The 14,902-nt window shown below is 73.0% G+C and carries 14 protein-coding genes; 13 read left to right on the top strand and 1 reads right to left on the bottom strand.

Annotated features, from left to right (window positions below; translation table 11 throughout):
* Positions 1 to 101 precede the first annotated feature (101 nt).
* A complete protein-coding gene (locus AB0B01_RS12085; protein ID WP_361716244.1) occupies positions 102 to 575 on the bottom strand; it encodes a DUF1772 domain-containing protein in 474 nt (157 codons plus the stop codon).
* Between the two features lie 172 nt (positions 576 to 747).
* Between AB0B01_RS12085 and AB0B01_RS12080 the strand changes: the two genes are divergently transcribed.
* The 13 genes from AB0B01_RS12080 to AB0B01_RS12020 all read left to right on the top strand — a co-directional run bounded on the left by AB0B01_RS12080 (position 748) and on the right by AB0B01_RS12020 (position 14,889).
* The gene (locus AB0B01_RS12080) at positions 748 to 1,962 is read left to right on the top strand and encodes an FAD-dependent monooxygenase (RefSeq protein WP_361716241.1); all 1,215 of its coding nucleotides are present in this window, start codon (positions 748 to 750) and stop codon (positions 1,960 to 1,962) included.
* 164 nt (positions 1,963 to 2,126) lie between these two features.
* The gene (fabD, locus tag AB0B01_RS12075) at positions 2,127 to 3,092 is read left to right on the top strand and encodes an ACP S-malonyltransferase (RefSeq protein WP_361716238.1); all 966 of its coding nucleotides are present in this window, start codon (positions 2,127 to 2,129) and stop codon (positions 3,090 to 3,092) included.
* Between the two features lie 92 nt (positions 3,093 to 3,184).
* On the top strand, positions 3,185 to 3,607 hold the full coding sequence (locus AB0B01_RS12070) for an acyl carrier protein (protein WP_356846264.1): 423 nt from the start codon (positions 3,185 to 3,187) through the stop codon (positions 3,605 to 3,607).
* 217 nt (positions 3,608 to 3,824) lie between these two features.
* Positions 3,825 to 4,592 (top strand): 3-oxoacyl-ACP reductase family protein, encoded by a 768-nt coding sequence (locus tag AB0B01_RS12065; protein WP_361716235.1) that lies wholly within the window; start codon positions 3,825 to 3,827, stop codon positions 4,590 to 4,592.
* Between the two features lie 39 nt (positions 4,593 to 4,631).
* Positions 4,632 to 5,084 carry a 3-hydroxylacyl-ACP dehydratase gene (locus tag AB0B01_RS12060; protein WP_356846262.1) on the top strand — a complete coding sequence of 151 codons (453 nt, stop codon included), beginning with the start codon at positions 4,632 to 4,634 and terminating at the stop codon, positions 5,082 to 5,084.
* Complete coding sequence (locus tag AB0B01_RS12055) at positions 5,081 to 6,367, top strand: beta-ketoacyl-[acyl-carrier-protein] synthase family protein (protein WP_361716232.1); 1,287 nt, start codon at positions 5,081 to 5,083, stop codon at positions 6,365 to 6,367. The genes AB0B01_RS12060 and AB0B01_RS12055 overlap by 4 nt, the downstream gene beginning before the upstream one ends.
* Positions 6,364 to 6,819 (top strand): hydroxymyristoyl-ACP dehydratase, encoded by a 456-nt coding sequence (locus tag AB0B01_RS12050; protein WP_356846260.1) that lies wholly within the window; start codon positions 6,364 to 6,366, stop codon positions 6,817 to 6,819. Before AB0B01_RS12055 ends, AB0B01_RS12050 begins: the two co-directional genes overlap by 4 nt.
* Entirely contained in the window at positions 6,816 to 8,102 is a 1,287-nt protein-coding gene (locus AB0B01_RS12045) for a beta-ketoacyl-[acyl-carrier-protein] synthase family protein (protein WP_361716229.1), read from the top strand. The genes AB0B01_RS12050 and AB0B01_RS12045 overlap by 4 nt, the downstream gene beginning before the upstream one ends.
* A gap of 46 nt (positions 8,103 to 8,148) precedes the next feature.
* Complete coding sequence (locus tag AB0B01_RS12040; RefSeq protein ID WP_361716226.1) at positions 8,149 to 10,521, top strand: beta-ketoacyl-[acyl-carrier-protein] synthase family protein; 2,373 nt, start codon at positions 8,149 to 8,151, stop codon at positions 10,519 to 10,521.
* 2 nt (positions 10,522 to 10,523) lie between these two features.
* Positions 10,524 to 11,633 (top strand): 3-oxoacyl-[acyl-carrier-protein] synthase III C-terminal domain-containing protein, encoded by a 1,110-nt coding sequence (locus AB0B01_RS12035; RefSeq protein WP_361716223.1) that lies wholly within the window; start codon positions 10,524 to 10,526, stop codon positions 11,631 to 11,633.
* Positions 11,634 to 11,673: 40 nt separating this feature from the next.
* Positions 11,674 to 12,543, top strand: a complete 870-nt coding sequence (locus AB0B01_RS12030) for an ester cyclase (protein WP_361716220.1) — start codon at positions 11,674 to 11,676, stop codon at positions 12,541 to 12,543.
* A 125-nt stretch (positions 12,544 to 12,668) separates the two neighbouring features.
* Positions 12,669 to 13,661 (top strand): aldo/keto reductase, encoded by a 993-nt coding sequence (locus tag AB0B01_RS12025; protein WP_361716217.1) that lies wholly within the window; start codon positions 12,669 to 12,671, stop codon positions 13,659 to 13,661.
* A gap of 34 nt (positions 13,662 to 13,695) precedes the next feature.
* Positions 13,696 to 14,889, top strand: coding sequence for an FAD-dependent oxidoreductase (locus tag AB0B01_RS12020; RefSeq protein WP_361716214.1), 1,194 nt, complete (start codon positions 13,696 to 13,698; stop codon positions 14,887 to 14,889).
* Positions 14,890 to 14,902: the final 13 nt, after the last annotated feature.

Here is a 14,902-nt window from a genome sequence, read left to right as displayed (position 1 = left end):
TTCATCATCGAAACCTCCGCCCACATTATCCGACTCCCACCCCCCATAACGCCGGGGGGCCCACCGCCGGTGGGCCCCCTGACGTATGCGTGCGAGCGCGTCTAGGAGGCGGCCAGGGCCACGCACATGCCGCCGAGCGCGACGGCCTGGAGCACCACCCGGGCGTTGATGACGCTGTCCCAGGTGCGCTGGAGTGCACGCGCCTCGGGGGCGACCCGGCAGTCGAGGGCGGCGCCGGTCAGCTCCTTGTTCACCGGGGCGCTGACCTTGTTGTAGATGACCAGCCACACCACCAGTGCCAGTGCGGCCACCCCGGCGGCAATGGACGGGGCCGCCTTGCCGTCGAAGCCGGCCACCGCGGCGGTGGCGACCGTGGCCACCAGGCCGAAGACGCCGGGGACGGGCATCCGGGCGTCCCCGAAGCGGTGGATCTGGCCCATGGCGCTGGTGAGGGCGGCGTCGTCGACGTGCGCCATGGCCGGCCGCTGCACCAGCGCGGAGAAGACGTCGGTGCCGTAGACCACCGCGTTGGCCATGGTGGCCACCACGGCCAGCGTGAGCAGGAGCGCTTCCATCACAACCACCTTTGTCGGTCTTCCGGTTGCCGCGTGGCCGCGGGCCACGGGGTTTTAGCGATGCTAGATGTCCTGCCGACACTATCAAGGTCGATGCTTGAAATGCTAGCGTTGACAACTCCATGAGTCCGTCAGCGATTTCACGCCCGGACAGCCCCGAGGAGACTCAGAGATGGCCATAGGACGCGCCCGACGCATACTCATCGCCGGCGGAGGGATCGGCGGTCTCGCCGCTGCCCTCGCCCTGCAGCGCAGGGGCTTCGAGACCGTCGTCCTGGAGCGCGCCGAAGAACTGCGGGACGGCGGCGCCGGCCTGCACATCTGGACCAACGGCGTGCTCGCGCTGGACTACCTGGGCCTGGCCGAGCAGGTCCTCGCCGTCGCCCCCGCCCAGCAGACCGCGCACTTCAGCACCTGGCGGAACGAGGTCCTCGGGGCCTGGCCGATCGGCGACTTCGTGGCCCGCTACGGGGCGCCCACCATCGCCGTCGAGCGCTCCGTCCTGCACGGCATCCTGCGCGAGGCGCTGGAGGGCCCCGTGGTACGCACCGGTGCGCACGTGGTCGGCTTCGACCAGGACGCGGAGGGCGTCACCGTCCGCTTCGCCGACGGCGGCAGCGAGCGCGGCGACCTGCTGATCGGGGCCGACGGCATCCACGGCGCCGTCCGCGACTGCATGTTCGGCCCGGCCAGGAACCGCTTCAGCGGCTACATCGCCTGGCGCGGCCGGGCCCCGATGGAGCACCCCGAGATCCCCTCCGGCACCTTCAACGCGATGTTCGGCCCCGGCACCCGCTTCACGTACTACGACGTCGCGCCCGGGCTGGTGCACTGGATGAGCGTGGCCAACGGCAAGCCCGGAGGCCGTGACGAACCCGGCGTACGGGACATGCTGCTGCGCCGCCACGAGGGCTGGGGCGGCCCCGTCGCCGACATCCTGCGCGCCACCCCCGAGGAGTGGATCCTGCGCGGCGACGTCGAGGGCCGCAAGCCCGAACGCCAGTGGGGCCAGGGCCGCGTCACCCTGCTCGGGGACGCCGCGCACCCCATCACCTTCAACATCGGGCAGGGGGCCTGCCAGGCCCTGGAGGACGCCCTGGTCCTCGCCGAACACCTCGCCGGGGCCGGCAGCGACCCGGTCGCCGCCCTGCGCGCCTACGAGGGCGAGCGCCGCAAGCGGACCGCCCCCCTTCAGAACATCGCGTGGCGGATCGGGCAGATGGGGGCCGTCGAGAACCCGCTGCTGATCAAGGCGCGCGAGGCGTTCATGCGCAAGAACTGGAACACCAAGGCCTTTGCGGCGGCGGAGAAGGGCCAGGTCGCCTACGGCGCTCGCTGGGCGAAGAAGCCCGGCCGGCAGCCCGCGCCCGCCGAGCGGCTCTGGTAACCGCCGCCCGTGAATGCGGGGCCCGCCCGCCGCTGCGCAAAGGCGGGCGGTCCAGGCGCATTCGAGGAATGCGCCAGAACGAACTGCCAGATTTCTCGGAGTCGAGAACTGCTCGCCGACGACTCGACGACCTTTCACCCGCAAAGAGTGAGGTAGGAACGGGGATGATCGACAACCTATTCACGATGTTTCCCGGACAGGGTTCGCAGCGCGCGGGCATGGCCGGACATCTCCTGCGCGAACACCCCCGCACGGTCGGACGCGTCCTCGCGCAGGCCGAGGAGGCCACCGGGCTCGCGTTGACCGACCTGTGCACCACCTCTCCCGAGGCGGACCTCGCGCCGACCGAGATCGCCCAGCCCGCCATCGTCGCCACCAGCCTCGCGATCTACGAGGTCCTGCGCGAGGAGGCCGGCTTCCGGCCCGGCGCCGTCGCCGGGCACAGCCTGGGCGAGTACACGGCCCTCATCGCCGCGGGTGTCCTGGAGGCGGGCGACGCCCTGCGTCTGGTGCGCCGCCGGGGCGAACTGATGGCCGGCGTCTCGCGGACCGTCTCGGGAGCGATGACGGCGCTCATGGGGATGGCCCCCGAGCGGATCGAGGAGCTGTGCGCGGCAGCCGCCCCGCTCGGCGTGGTGGAGGTGGCCAACTACAACGAGGTGGGCCAGACGGTGATCTCCGGGCAGAGCGCGGCGGTCGAGGAGGTCGGCCGGCTCGCCCTGGAGGCCGGCGCCGAACGCGCCGTGCCGCTGAAGGTCTCCGCCCCCTTCCACTGCTCGCTGATGAGCGCGATCGAGGACGAGTTCGCGGCCGAGCTGGAGCGCACCGCCTTCCACGCGCCCCGCCTGCCCGTCATCAGCTCGGTGACCGGCGCCCTGGTACGGGACGAGGCGCACGCCCGCGACCTGCTGCGGCGCCAGCTCGCCGGCCCCGTGCGCTGGGTCGACGTCCTGACCGCCGCGTCCGCGTACGGGGTCGGCGGCTACCTGGAGGTCGGCCCGGGCCGGGTCCTCAGCGGATTCGCCAACCGGACCGTCGCCGACGCCCCCGTCCGCAGCACCAACGACGAACGGCGCATCGCCGCACTCCTGCGCGACCTGCGTCCGCAGCCCGTCGCCACGGCCGCCTGACCGCGACCGCCCTGCTCCCCTCCCACGACCGTGCGGCGCGTACGCCCCAGGCAGGCGCCGCAGGGAACAACCCATCTGAAAGGCAGCCAACGGTGCCCGAAACCCTGATCACCACTTCGACCGACTACCTCTCGGCGGTCCAGGCCGCCATCGCCGACGCGCTCGGCATCGACGAGGCCGAGGCCGTTCCCGAGGCGACCCTGCTCGGGCAGCTGGGTGCCGAGTCGATCGACCTGCTCGACATCCTCTTCCGGCTGGAGCGCGCCACCAAGGTGAAGATCACCGTGGCCGACATCGCCAACCTGCTCCAGGGCGGCATCCCGGACGAGGAGTTCGGCGACGAGAACGAGGTCGTCAACGACACGGGCCTGACCCACCTGGAGAAGGTCCTCCCGCAGTTCGACCGCAGCCAGCTCTCCGAGCCGCTGACGGCCGAGGGCGTGCTGGGCCTGTTCACCGTGCAGAACCTCACCGATCTGCTGACCGAGCGCGCCGCAGCGGCCGCCACCTCCTGACCCGGCGGTCCCCGGGCCGCCCCGAGACGGCCGCGGCGGGTCAACGGCGCCCCGCCCACGCCCCCGGAGGGATCCGGTGACCGCGCCGCCCCCCCCGTATCCGCCCGGCCGCCCCTCGCGGGCCCGGGCGGGCGGGACGGCGGCGCGCCGGGCGCGCACACCGCCCCCCTGGCACCAGCGACCAGGACGCCCACTCGTAGCAGAAACGGGAAGACAGATGAAGCTGAAGGACCGCTCCGCCCTGGTCACCGGTGCCTCACGCGGCATCGGCCGGGCCATCGCCCTGGCCCTGGCCGAACAGGGGGCGGCTGTCGCAGTCAACTACCGCTCACGCCGGGAGGACGCCCTGGCGGTCGTCAAGGAGATCGAGGCGGCGGGCGGCCGGGCCGTGGCGGTCGGCGCCGACGTCGCCGACCCCGAGGACGCGGCCCGCCTGGTCGCCGAGGCGACCCGTCAGCTGGGCTCCCTGAACATCCTGGTCAACAACGCCGGTGTCAGCGACGACGGGCTCATCTACCAGTCCGCTCCCGACGCCTGGTGGAACGTCATGAAGGTCAACTTCGGCGGCGCCTACCACTGCACCCACGCCGTCATGGACCAGTTCATGACCGCGGGCGACGCCACCATCGTCAACATCTCCTCCGCCATGGGCGAGCGCGGCTGGATCGGCCAGTCCAACTACTCCTCCTCCAAGGGGGCCCTCAACTCCTTCACCCGCTCCGCCGCCATCGAGCTCGCGCGGTTCGGCGTACGGGTCAACGCGGTCCTCGCCGGCTTCACCCCGACCGAACTGGTGGACGAGGTGATGCAGAAGGACGGCGGCAAGTCGATCAAGCGGCAGATCCCGCTGCGCCGGTTCGCCACGGTCGAGCAGGTGGCCGCCGCCGCCGTCTTCCTGGCCGGCCCCGACTCCGGCTACACCACGGGCGAACTGCTCACCGTCGACGGCGGTTTCTCCGCCCAGCTCGGCATCGGCCGTCCGTAGCGGACCGGAGAAGAGGAAGAACGGAAGAAGAAGACGACGATGCGATTCCACCTGATCGACCGGATCGAGTCCTGGACCCCCCGCGAGCACATCACCGCACGCAAGGTCACCACCGTCGACGAGGACTACTGGCAGGCCGCCCCGGCCGGCCCCGCACTGCCCTTCGGCCTCGCGCTGGAGGCCCTGTGCCAGTCGGCGACCTGGCTGATCATGCTCAGCACCGACCACCGGCTGCGCGCGGCGCTGCTCGCGGTCGGCGAGGCCACCGCGCACCGCGCCGTGGCACCCGGCGAGGTGCTGCGCATGGAGGCCCGGATCGAATCGATGAACGACGAGGCCGCCATTTTGGACGGCACCGTCAGCGTGGACGGCGAGACCGTCCTGGAAGCGAGCGGCATCCTGTGCGCGCTCATCGACGCCGAGCGCCTCGACGACCCGGCGAACACGGCGCGCATGGCGCGGCAGCTGCAGGGCGGAGGGCCGGTGGGATGAGCGGGACCAAGCGTGTGGCCATCACGGGCATGGGTGCCGTCACCCCGCTCGGCAACGACGCGGACAGCACCTGGGAGGGCCTGTCCACCGGGCGCAGCGGCGTCGGGATGCTGACCACCTTCGACGCCTCCGGGTTCCCGGTACGCATCGCCGCCCAGGTCAAGGACTTCGACGCGGCCGCCTCGATCCCCGCCCACGTCGGCCGCAAACACCTGTCGCGGGTCGGCCAGTTCGGGGTCGCCGCCGCCTGGGAGGCGGTCCGCCACGCCGGGATCGACCAGGTCTCCGAGGAGGTCTACCCCGGCGACGAACGCGGGGTCGCCATGGGGGCCAGCGTCGGCCGGCCCGAACTCCAGGCGCTCCTGGACATCGGCCATCTGCGGGCCACCACCGGCCGGGCGGACGCCTTCATCTGCCAGCCGCCGGCCGTCGCCCTCACCGACGACCAGAACGTGCCGCTGGCCGCCATGGCCCGCATGGTCGGCGCCACCGGCCCGATGATGGGCATCAGCACCGCCTGCTCGGGCTCCGGGCACGCCATCGGGGAGGCGTTCCGCGCCATCCAGGAGGGCGACGCCAAGGTGATGGTCGCGGGTGGCTACGACTCGCTGACCACCTGGCTCGACCTGCTCGGCTTCAGCCTGCTGGGCGCGCTCACCGACCAGTACAACGACGACCCCGAGCACGCCTCGCGGCCCTTCGACGCCAACCGCTCCGGCTTCGTCGTCGGCGAGGGCGCCGTCGCCGTCGTCCTGGAGGACATGGACGCGGCCCGCGCACGCGGCGCGACGATCCTGGCCGAGGTCCTCGGCTACGGCTCCACCCTGAACGCGTGGCGGATCACCGACTCGCCGCCGGACGGCTCCGGCGCGATCCAGGCGATGGAGGGCGCCCTTGCCGAATCCGGCCTGGGCACCGCAGGCGTCGACTACGTGGTCGCGCACGGCACCAGCACCCACGGAAACGACCAGTCCGAGACGGTCGCCATCAAGAAGGTGTTCGGCGCCGACGCCCAGCGGATCGTGGTCAGCGCCCCCAAGTCCATGGCCGGCCACCTCACCTCGGCGAGTCTGGGTCTCGGCGTGCTCGCCGCGGTCAACGCGATGCGCCACTCGCTGGTGCCGCCCACCGTCAACCTCGACGAGCCCGACCGCGGGCTCGACCTCGATTACGTGCCGCACACCGCCCGCCCCATGCCGGTGGGCGCCGCCCTCATCAACGCCTTCGCGTTCGGCGGCAGCAACACCAGCATCGTCATCGGCGCCCCCCGGGAGGAAGCGTGAGCACCGCCGCCGACGCCGCAGCCACCCTCGGGGCCGCCACCCTCACCTCGCTCGCCCCCGGGGTCTTCCAGGGCTTCGACCGGCTCGTGGAACTCGTGCCCGGCGAGCGGGCCGTGGCCGTCCGCAACATCCCGAGCACGCTGCCGGTCTTCGACCACCACTTCCCGCGCCACCCGATCCTGCCCGGCGTCCTGCTCCTGGAGACCATGGCGGCCCTCGCCAAGGCGGCGGCCGGCTCCGACACCCCGTGGCGGCTGGCCTCCGTGGGCGGTGTGCGCTTCAAGCACTTCGTCGGCCCCGGCGACCAGGTGGAGATCACCGCCGAGGTGACGCAGCGCACCCAAGACAAGACCGACGTACGGGCCACCGCCCGGGTCGGGGGCCGTGTGGTTGCCGCCGCTCGCGTCCTCGCCCTCGTGAGCGCCGAGAAGCCCTGGGAGGGCACAGCATGAGCGACGACAGGCGGCGCGTGATGGTGACCGGCATCGGTCTGATGACCGCGATCGGCCAGGGCGCCGCGCCCACCTGGGAGAACATCCTCGAAGGCCGCAGCGGGATCGGCCCGCTGCGCGCCTACGACCCGGCTCCGCTGCGCACCCCCATCGGCGCGGAGATCCACGACTTCGACCCGGCGCAATGGGCGACCCGGCGCACCCTGCGCATGCTGTGCCGCGGGGACCAGCTGGCCCTGGCCGGGGCCACGCTGGCCCTGCGCGACGCAGGCCTGGACGGGGAGAAGGACCTGGGCCTGCGCGCCGGCCTCTTCCTCGGCAGCAACAAGGAAATGCCCCGCATGGACGAGCTCATCGCCCAGCTGCAGGCCGTCCGCGCCGAGGACGGCACCCCCGACCTGTACACGCTGGGCCGGACGGCCTCCTCGGTGGTCGCCCCGCTGTTCTTCGTCGAGGGCCTCCAGCCCGCGGCCGGCTTCCACATCTCCGAGAAGTTCGGCATCCGGGGCGCCAACGCGTACTTCGCCGGGACCGCCGACTCCGGTGCGATGGCGATCGGCCGCGCGATGCGCACCGTGCGCCGCGGCGAGGCCGACCTCGTCGTCGCCGGCGGCTACGACGACGCGACCGGCTGGTGGGCCATGTCCAAGATGGACGGGCTCGGCGTCCTGTCCACCCGCCCCGAGCTCGGGCAGGAGGCGTTCCGGCCCTTCGACCGCGACCGCAGCGGCTCCGTCTTCGGCGAGGGCGCCGCCCTGCTCGTCCTGGAGGAGCGCGAACACGCCCTGGCCCGCGGCGCGCACTGCTACGCCGAGGTCACCGGTTTCGGCGCGGGCAACGACTGCGTACGGCCGCCCAGCCCGCAGGCCCGCGCCCGCGGACTGTCCCGGGCCATCACCCGGGCACTGGCCGACGCGGGCGGCGTCTTCCACGACGGCGGCTACATCGCCGCCCACGGCTGCGCCACCGTGCAGGGCGACGCCAGCGAGACCATCGCCCTGCACGACGCCCTCGGCACCTCCGCCAAGGCGGCGCAGATCAGCAGCGTCAAACCGCAGACCGGCCACCTGGTCGGGGGCGCCGGCGCGCTCAACGCGGCCGTCGCCGCGCTGACCCTGGACTCCGGCGTCGTCCCCGCCACGCAGAACCTCCACAACCCCGCCGAAGAGTGCGACCTGGACTACGTCCCGCTCACACCGCGCGAAACCCGGCCCGACAGTGCGCTGGCCCTCGCCCGCGGCCTGGAAGGCCAGGCGGTGGCCGTCGCCATGGGACGGGCCTGATGACGGACATACGGAACACCCTGAAACACCCGGACGGAGTGCGGACATGACCGACGTGTACGAGCACGACACCGCGCCCGAGGGCACCGCCCGGCCGCGGACCGTGGTGGTCTGCGGCGTGGGCGCCGTGACGGCCCAGGGGGACACCGCCGAGGCGCTGTGGGAGGGCATCCGGTCCGGTTTCTCGGCCATCGGCCCCGTACGCGGCATGCCGATGGACGGCTACGGCACCGACATCGGCGGCGAGGTGGAGACCGACCGGCTGCCCGCCTACGACTACCTCGCCTCCTTCGGCGGCAGCGAGCGCGAGCCGGCGGCGGACTTCGCCCTGCTCGCCGCCGAGGAGGCCCTCGCGCAGGCCGGCATCACCGGCCTGCCCGCCGAGCGCTGGGGCGTCTCCTTCGGCTCCTGCAACGGCGGCCTGCGCAGCGCGGAGAAGCTGGCGCGCCGCACGCAGGACAAGAGCGGCGGCGAGGACGACGGCCGGCACTACCTGCTGGTCCCGCCGCAGGCCATAGCGGAGGCGCTGAGCGGCGCCTTCGGCCTCAAGGGCCCCTCGCTGTCGGTCAACACCGCCTGCGCCTCCGGCGCCCACGCCATCGCCCACGCCACGGAGTCGATCAGGGCCGGGCGCGCCGACGCGATGCTCGTCGGCGGCAGCGACGCCTTCACCGAGACGGCCTGGGCCGGCTTCACCAGCCTCCAGTCGCTGTCCACCAAGCCGGCCGCCCCGTACTCCAAGGACCGCGACGGGCTCTCGCTCGGCGAGGGCGCGGGCATGCTGGTCCTCGCCGAGGAGTCCGTGGCGCGCGCCGCGGGCGCCCCGATCCTGGCCGAGGTCCTCGGCTACGGGCTCTCCGCCGACGGCTACCACGCCACCGCGCCGCACCCCAAGGGCGAGGGAGCGGCCCGGGCGATCCGCGGGGCCCTCCAGGCGGCGGGACTCGGCCCCGAGGACGTCGACTACATCAACGGCCACGGCACCGGCACCGCGAAGAACGACTCCGCCGAGAGCAACGCGGTGCGCGCCGCCCTCGGCGAGGCGGCCGGGGGTGCGCCGCTCAGCAGCTCCAAGTCGATGATCGGCCACCTGCTCGGGGCGGCCGGCGCCGTCGAGGCCATCGTCACCGTCCAGGCGCTGGTGGAACAGATCGCCCCGCCGACCGCCAACTTCACCGGCGTGGACCCCAAGTGCGGCCTGGACGCGGTGCCGGACGCGGACCGCGCGATGGCGATGGACGCGGCGCTGTCGAACAACTTCGCCTTCGCCGGAGCCAACGCGTGCGTGGCCTTCGGCAGACCGGCCGGGCGCCGCTTCACGCCCGCGCCCGAGCCGGCCGCGGAGAAGATCGTGATCACCGGCTTCGCCGCGATCACCTCGGCCGGCGAGGGGGCCGAGGCGTTGTGGCAGGCATGGCAGGAGGGCCGCCCGCTGGGCACCGAGGAGGGCGGACTGCGCGTCGCGCGCGCCGACTTCGACCCGGCGGCGTACACCACGCCCGCCGAGCGGCGCCGCATCGACCGCCTCAGCCAGCTGGCCATCGCCTCCTCCCGGATGGCCCTGGAGCACGCCGGCCTCACCGCCGACGAGCGGGTCGGCGTGGTCCTGGGCACCGGCCTGGGTCCGATGCGCTCCATCGAGCAGTTCCTGCTGCCGGTCCTCGGGGGCTGCCCCGACCACGGCAGCCCGGCCGTCTTCCCCAACACCGTCTTCAACGCGGCGGCCGGCCAGGTCGCCATGAACGTCGGAGCCAAGGGCCCCACCTCCACGGTGACCACGGGCCACGCGGCCGGGGCCTCCGCCCTGACCGTCGCCCACGACCTGCTGGTGCAGCACCGCGCGGACGCCGTCCTGTGCCCGGCGGTGGAGGACCTCTCGCCGGGCGTACTGGAGGCCTACCGCGGGCTGCCCCTCTTCGAGGACGCCGGCTACACCCTGGCCGAGGGCGGCATCGCCCTGGTGCTGGAGCGCGAGTCGACGGCCCGGGCCCGCGGGGCGGGGATCCTGGCCGAGTTCGCCGGGCACGCCACCGCCTCCGACGCCCAGGGCATCGGCCGCTGGGACGACCGGGGCGAGGGCGTGGAGCGGGCGATGCGCCAGGCCCTGGCCCACGCCGGGGTGGAACCGGCCGAGCTGACCGCGATCTGGGCCAATGCGGCCGGGCTGGGGCGGGCCGACGGCCCCGAGGCCCTGGCCACCGGCCGGCTGTCCGCGCAGGCGGACTGCCCCGTGCACACGCCCAAGCGGACGCTCGGCGAACCGGTCGGCGCGGGAGCCCAGCTGGCGGCCCTGCTCGCGCTCACGAGCTGGGACGGCGGCCGGGACGGCGGCCGTGGCAGCGGCCCGGTGCTCATCAACAGCTCCTCGCTCGGGGGCACCCACATCAGCCTCGTCCTGCGTCCCGCTACGGAGAACTGACCATGTCCACACCTGCCGACCGGCACGTATCGATCCTCGCGACCGGCGCCCACCTGCCCGGCGACCCGCTCGACAACGACGACCTGGCCCGGATCTGCGGGCCGCTGCCCGACGACGTCCTGGAGGGCATCCAGGTCCAGCGCCGGCACTGGATGGTGGACCCGGCCACGGGTGAACACCGCACGAGCACCTCCGCCATGGCCACCGCGGCCGCCCGCCAGGCACTGGAGCGGGCGGGCGTCGAGGCGGCCGAGGTCGACCTGATCGTGCTCTCCACGGCCAGCCCCGACTACCTGCTGCCGGTCGCCGCCACCTACGTGCAGGAGCAGCTCGGCCTGGAGGGCTGCGCGGTCATCGAGGTCCGCGCCGGATGCGTCGGCGCCGTCCAGGCGCTCGACATCGCGCGCCGCCAGCTGGCCGACGGCACCTACCGGACCGCGCTCGTCATCGGCTCGGAGTCGGTCTCCCCGCTGCTGGCCCCGGTCTTCCTCGGCCGCGACCCGTACAGCGTGCGCATGCGCGACCGGCTGACCGTCTACACCTTCGGCGACGGGGCCGGGGCCATGGTGCTGCGGGCGGGCGAGGAGGGCTCGGCCCACGAGGGCAGCCGCCAGGTGTTCGCCACCCGCTCCATGGGCGGCGCCCGCAAGCCCGGCATGCTCATCGTCGGCGGCGGCACCGACGTGCCGCTGGCCGAGCAGCAGCAGCGCAAGCGCCTGATGGACATCAGGCTCGACATCCCCGGCACCGCGCAGTTCGGCCCGCGGGTCTTCGTCGAGGGCATCCACGACATGCTGCGGCGCTCGGGGCTCGCCCTCGACGACATCGACGCGTGCGTGCTGCCCGAGGGCAACGCCGAGTACTTCGCCAGCGAGTACGGCACGGCCGGGCTGTCGGCCGCCGACCAGGCCACCCTCAGCAAGATCATCGTGGAGAACCTCACCGACGTCGGCGCCACCGGCTCCGCCGCGGTGCCGCTCGCCCTCGACGCCGGCTGGACCGAGGGCCGCATCAAGCCCGGGGACACCGTGCTGCTGCTCGCCATCGAGGCCAGCCGCTACCTGTACGCGGGCCTCACCCTCACCTGGGACGCCCCCACTCCCGCCCGCTGACGCCCACCCCGCCAAGTGACCACGTAAGGATGGATGGAACGTGTCGATACAAGAGACCGAGCGCACCGGCGTGAGTGTCGAGGAGCGCAACAAGAAGACCATCCGATCGGTCTTCGACACCTTCGTCAACAAGGGCGACTTCTCGATCGTCGACGAGATCTACAGCCCCGACATGGTCGACCACCAGCCGCTGCCGGGCGCACCGGAGGGCCTGGAGGGCGTCAAGTACACCATCGCGGGCCTGCGGGAGGGCTTCCCGGACCTGCACGTGACCATCGAGGACATGAGCGCCCACGGCGACCACGTGGTCATCCACAACACCTGGCGCGGCACCCAGCTCGGCGAGTTCCTCGGCATGGAGCCGACGGGCAAGTTCATCGAGTTCCAGGGCGTCGTGGTCTGGCGGCTGCTGGATAACGGCCTGATCGCCGAGCGGTGGGGCATCGGCGTCGAGTCCAACATGCTCTCCGTGCTCGGCATGCGCCGCCTCGCCCCGGCCTCGCGTGGCGCCGCGCGCGCCGCCGCGCGCCGCACCGTCAAGCCGGCCACGGTGCTGCTGCCCCTGCGCGAGGGGCGGGCCGGGCGCTGGGCGCAGGTCCAGGAGCAGCTCGCCGGTGCGCGCTTGCGCGCGTACGAGGCCTCCCGGCGGCGGGCCGGGATCCTCCAGGAGTCCTTCGCGGTGCAGGAGCTCGGCGGGCAGGACGTGGTGGTCCTCCAGCTGGAGGCCCGTGACCCGGCGGGCGCGGCGAAGCGGCTGCGGGACTCCGAGGACGCCTTCGACCTGTGGCTGCGGCAGGAGGCGGCCGAGGTGTTCGGGACCGACCCGTGGGCGCGGCTGGCGCAGGGCGGTGCGGCCGCCCAGGGCCACAGCTGGTCCTCCGTCACCGCCGAACTGGCCGCAAAGGACTGACGCACGGTCAACGACCCCTTGAGGCCGGGTGCTTGCACCCGGCCTCAAGGGGAGCTCGGCCACTTCTCTAGTCTAGCAACGATAGAATCTCAAGCGACGACAACCGACCGGGAAGGCGCACGATGATGCGGCAACGAAAGCTCGGCAGCCAGGGTCTTGCGGTATCCGAGCAGGGGCTCGGCTGCATGGGCATGACCTTCGCCTACGGGCCGGCCGACGACCAGGAGGCCCTGCGCACGGCCCACCGCGCCCTCGAACTCGGCGTGAACCTGCTCGACACCGCGGACTTCTACGGCCCGCACACCAACGAGGAGTTCGTCGCCCGGGTCACCGCGGGCCGCCGGGACGACGTCATCGTCTCCTCCAAGGTCGGCAACGAGGTCACCGAGGACGGCACCATCACCGGCAGGCTCAACGGCCGCCCGGAGTACATCCGGGCCTCGGTCGAGGGCACCCTGCGGCGCCTGGGCACCGACCGGCTCGACCTGTACTACCTGCACCGGGTCGACCCCCAGGTCCCCGTGGAGGAGTCCTTCGGCGCCCTCGCCGAACTGGTGGCCGCCGGCAAGGTCCGCTACCTCGGCATCTCCGAGGCGGCCGCCCCCACCATCCGCCGCGCCCACGCCGTCCACCCGCTGACCGCCGTGCAGACCGAGTACTCGCTGTCCACCCGCGACGTCGAGGTCAACGGCGTCCTGGAGACGGTGCGCGAACTCGGCATCGGCTTCGTCGGCTACAGCCCGCTCGGCCGCGGCCTGCTGACCGGGGCCATCCGCGGCGTCGAGAACCTGGCCGCACACGACTTCCGCCGCATCGCCCCGCGCTTCCAGAAGGAGAACCTCGACGCCAACCTGCACGTCGTCGAGCAGCTGGAGGCCCTGGCCGCGACCAAGGGCATCACCACCGGGCAGCTCGCCCTGGCATGGGTCCTCGCCCAGGGCGAGGACGTGGTCGCCATCCCCGGCACCAAGCGGGTCAAGTACCTCGAAGAGAACACGGCGGCCTCCGCCGTCACGCTCAGCGCCGAGGACCTCGCGGCGCTCGACCGGATCGCCCCCCACGGCAGCACGGTGGGAGACCGCTACCCCGCCGGCGCCATGGCCACGCTCGACGGCTGAGCCGTGACCTGCCAATCCGAAGGTGAGTGAGTGCATGACCACGGCGAACATCACGATCATCGGCGGTGGACTGGCCGGCCTGGCCGCGGCGATCGCAGCCGCCGAGAAGGGCGCCACCCGCATCACCGTCCACGAGGCCCACTCGCACCTGGGCGGCCGCGCCCGCTCCGCGTCCGGGCCCTACATCACCAACGACGGCCCGCACACCATCATGGACAACGGCCCCGTCTGGCAGTGGCTGCTCAACCGAGGGCTCGCCGGACGCTACGTACGGCTGTCCTTCCACGAGTGGACGCGGATGCGCTTCCGCCACCAGGGCAAGCTGCGCATGACGCTGCCCGGCGGCTACATGAAGATGACCTGGATGCACCGGGACATCGAGGTCCCCGTCGACCGCTCCTTCCAGGACTGGGCGAGCGAGCGCTTCGCCCAGCAGACCGTCAACGAGGCCCTCGGCTTCCTCGGCCCGATCCTCTTCGACGGGGACCCCGGCCGGCTGTCCGCCGCCTTCGTCTGGGAGCGGCTGCTGCGCGTGGGCACCCCCCGCTTCCCGCTGCCGAGCCGCTACTTCATCGGCGGCTGGGGAACCGTCATCGAGCGCATGGAACGCGTGGCCAGGCGGCACGGCGTCGTCATCGAAACCGGCTCGCGCATCACCGAACTGCCCACCGACGGACCGGTGATCGTCGCCACCTCGCTGGCCTCCGCCCGCAGCCTGCTCGGGGACAGCTCGCTGGACTGGCCCAGCGGCACCGCAGCCCTCGTCGACCTGGCCGTGACCCGCTCCAAGAAGGACGGCAACGTCTCCTTCGACATGGACGAGGGCGGCTTCACCTCGCAGTACTCCGACCACGATCCCTCGCTCGCCCCCAAGGGCCAGGCACTCTTCCAGGGTGCGATGCCCCTGCGGCCGGGCGAGTCCAAGGCCGAGGCGATCAGCCGCCTGGAGAAGCTGTTCGACCTCACCACACCGGGCTGGCAGGACCGCACCCTGTGGCGCCGCGACGGAGTCTCCCGCGGCCGCACCGGAGCCCTCGACCTGCCCGGCCTCAGCTGGCGCGACCGCCCCGCCATCGACCGGGGCGACGGCGTCTACCTGATCGGCGACGCCGTGGCCGCTCCCGGCATCCTCGCCGAAACCTCCGTCAACAGCGCCCTGCGGGCCGCGGAACTCGCCGTCAGCACACAGCCGGCGGCCAGGCGTTCCGCCGCCCTGCTGGGGCGGTGAGCACTTCCCTCCG

The sequence above is a fragment of the Streptomyces sp. NPDC044571 genome (genome assembly GCF_040647115.1).
In the GTDB taxonomy this organism is placed as follows: Bacteria; Actinomycetota; Actinomycetes; order Streptomycetales; family Streptomycetaceae; genus Streptomyces.
Note: the sequence above shows the minus strand (reverse complement) of the source record. Positions and strands in the feature narration are given on the sequence as shown.

Coding starts and splice junctions, on each gene's coding strand:
- AB0B01_RS12085 (WP_361716244.1), bottom strand. CDS start 575: ATGGAAGCGCTCCTGCTCACGCTGGCCGTGGTGGCCACCATGGCCAAC.
- AB0B01_RS12080 (WP_361716241.1), top strand. CDS start 748: ATGGCCATAGGACGCGCCCGACGCATACTCATCGCCGGCGGAGGGATC.
- fabD (WP_361716238.1), top strand. CDS start 2,127: ATGATCGACAACCTATTCACGATGTTTCCCGGACAGGGTTCGCAGCGC.
- AB0B01_RS12065 (WP_361716235.1), top strand. CDS start 3,825: ATGAAGCTGAAGGACCGCTCCGCCCTGGTCACCGGTGCCTCACGCGGC.
- AB0B01_RS12060 (WP_356846262.1), top strand. CDS start 4,632: ATGCGATTCCACCTGATCGACCGGATCGAGTCCTGGACCCCCCGCGAG.
- AB0B01_RS12055 (WP_361716232.1), top strand. CDS start 5,081: ATGAGCGGGACCAAGCGTGTGGCCATCACGGGCATGGGTGCCGTCACC.
- AB0B01_RS12045 (WP_361716229.1), top strand. CDS start 6,816: ATGAGCGACGACAGGCGGCGCGTGATGGTGACCGGCATCGGTCTGATG.
- AB0B01_RS12040 (WP_361716226.1), top strand. CDS start 8,149: ATGACCGACGTGTACGAGCACGACACCGCGCCCGAGGGCACCGCCCGG.
- AB0B01_RS12035 (WP_361716223.1), top strand. CDS start 10,524: ATGTCCACACCTGCCGACCGGCACGTATCGATCCTCGCGACCGGCGCC.
- AB0B01_RS12025 (WP_361716217.1), top strand. CDS start 12,669: ATGCGGCAACGAAAGCTCGGCAGCCAGGGTCTTGCGGTATCCGAGCAG.
- AB0B01_RS12020 (WP_361716214.1), top strand. CDS start 13,696: ATGACCACGGCGAACATCACGATCATCGGCGGTGGACTGGCCGGCCTG.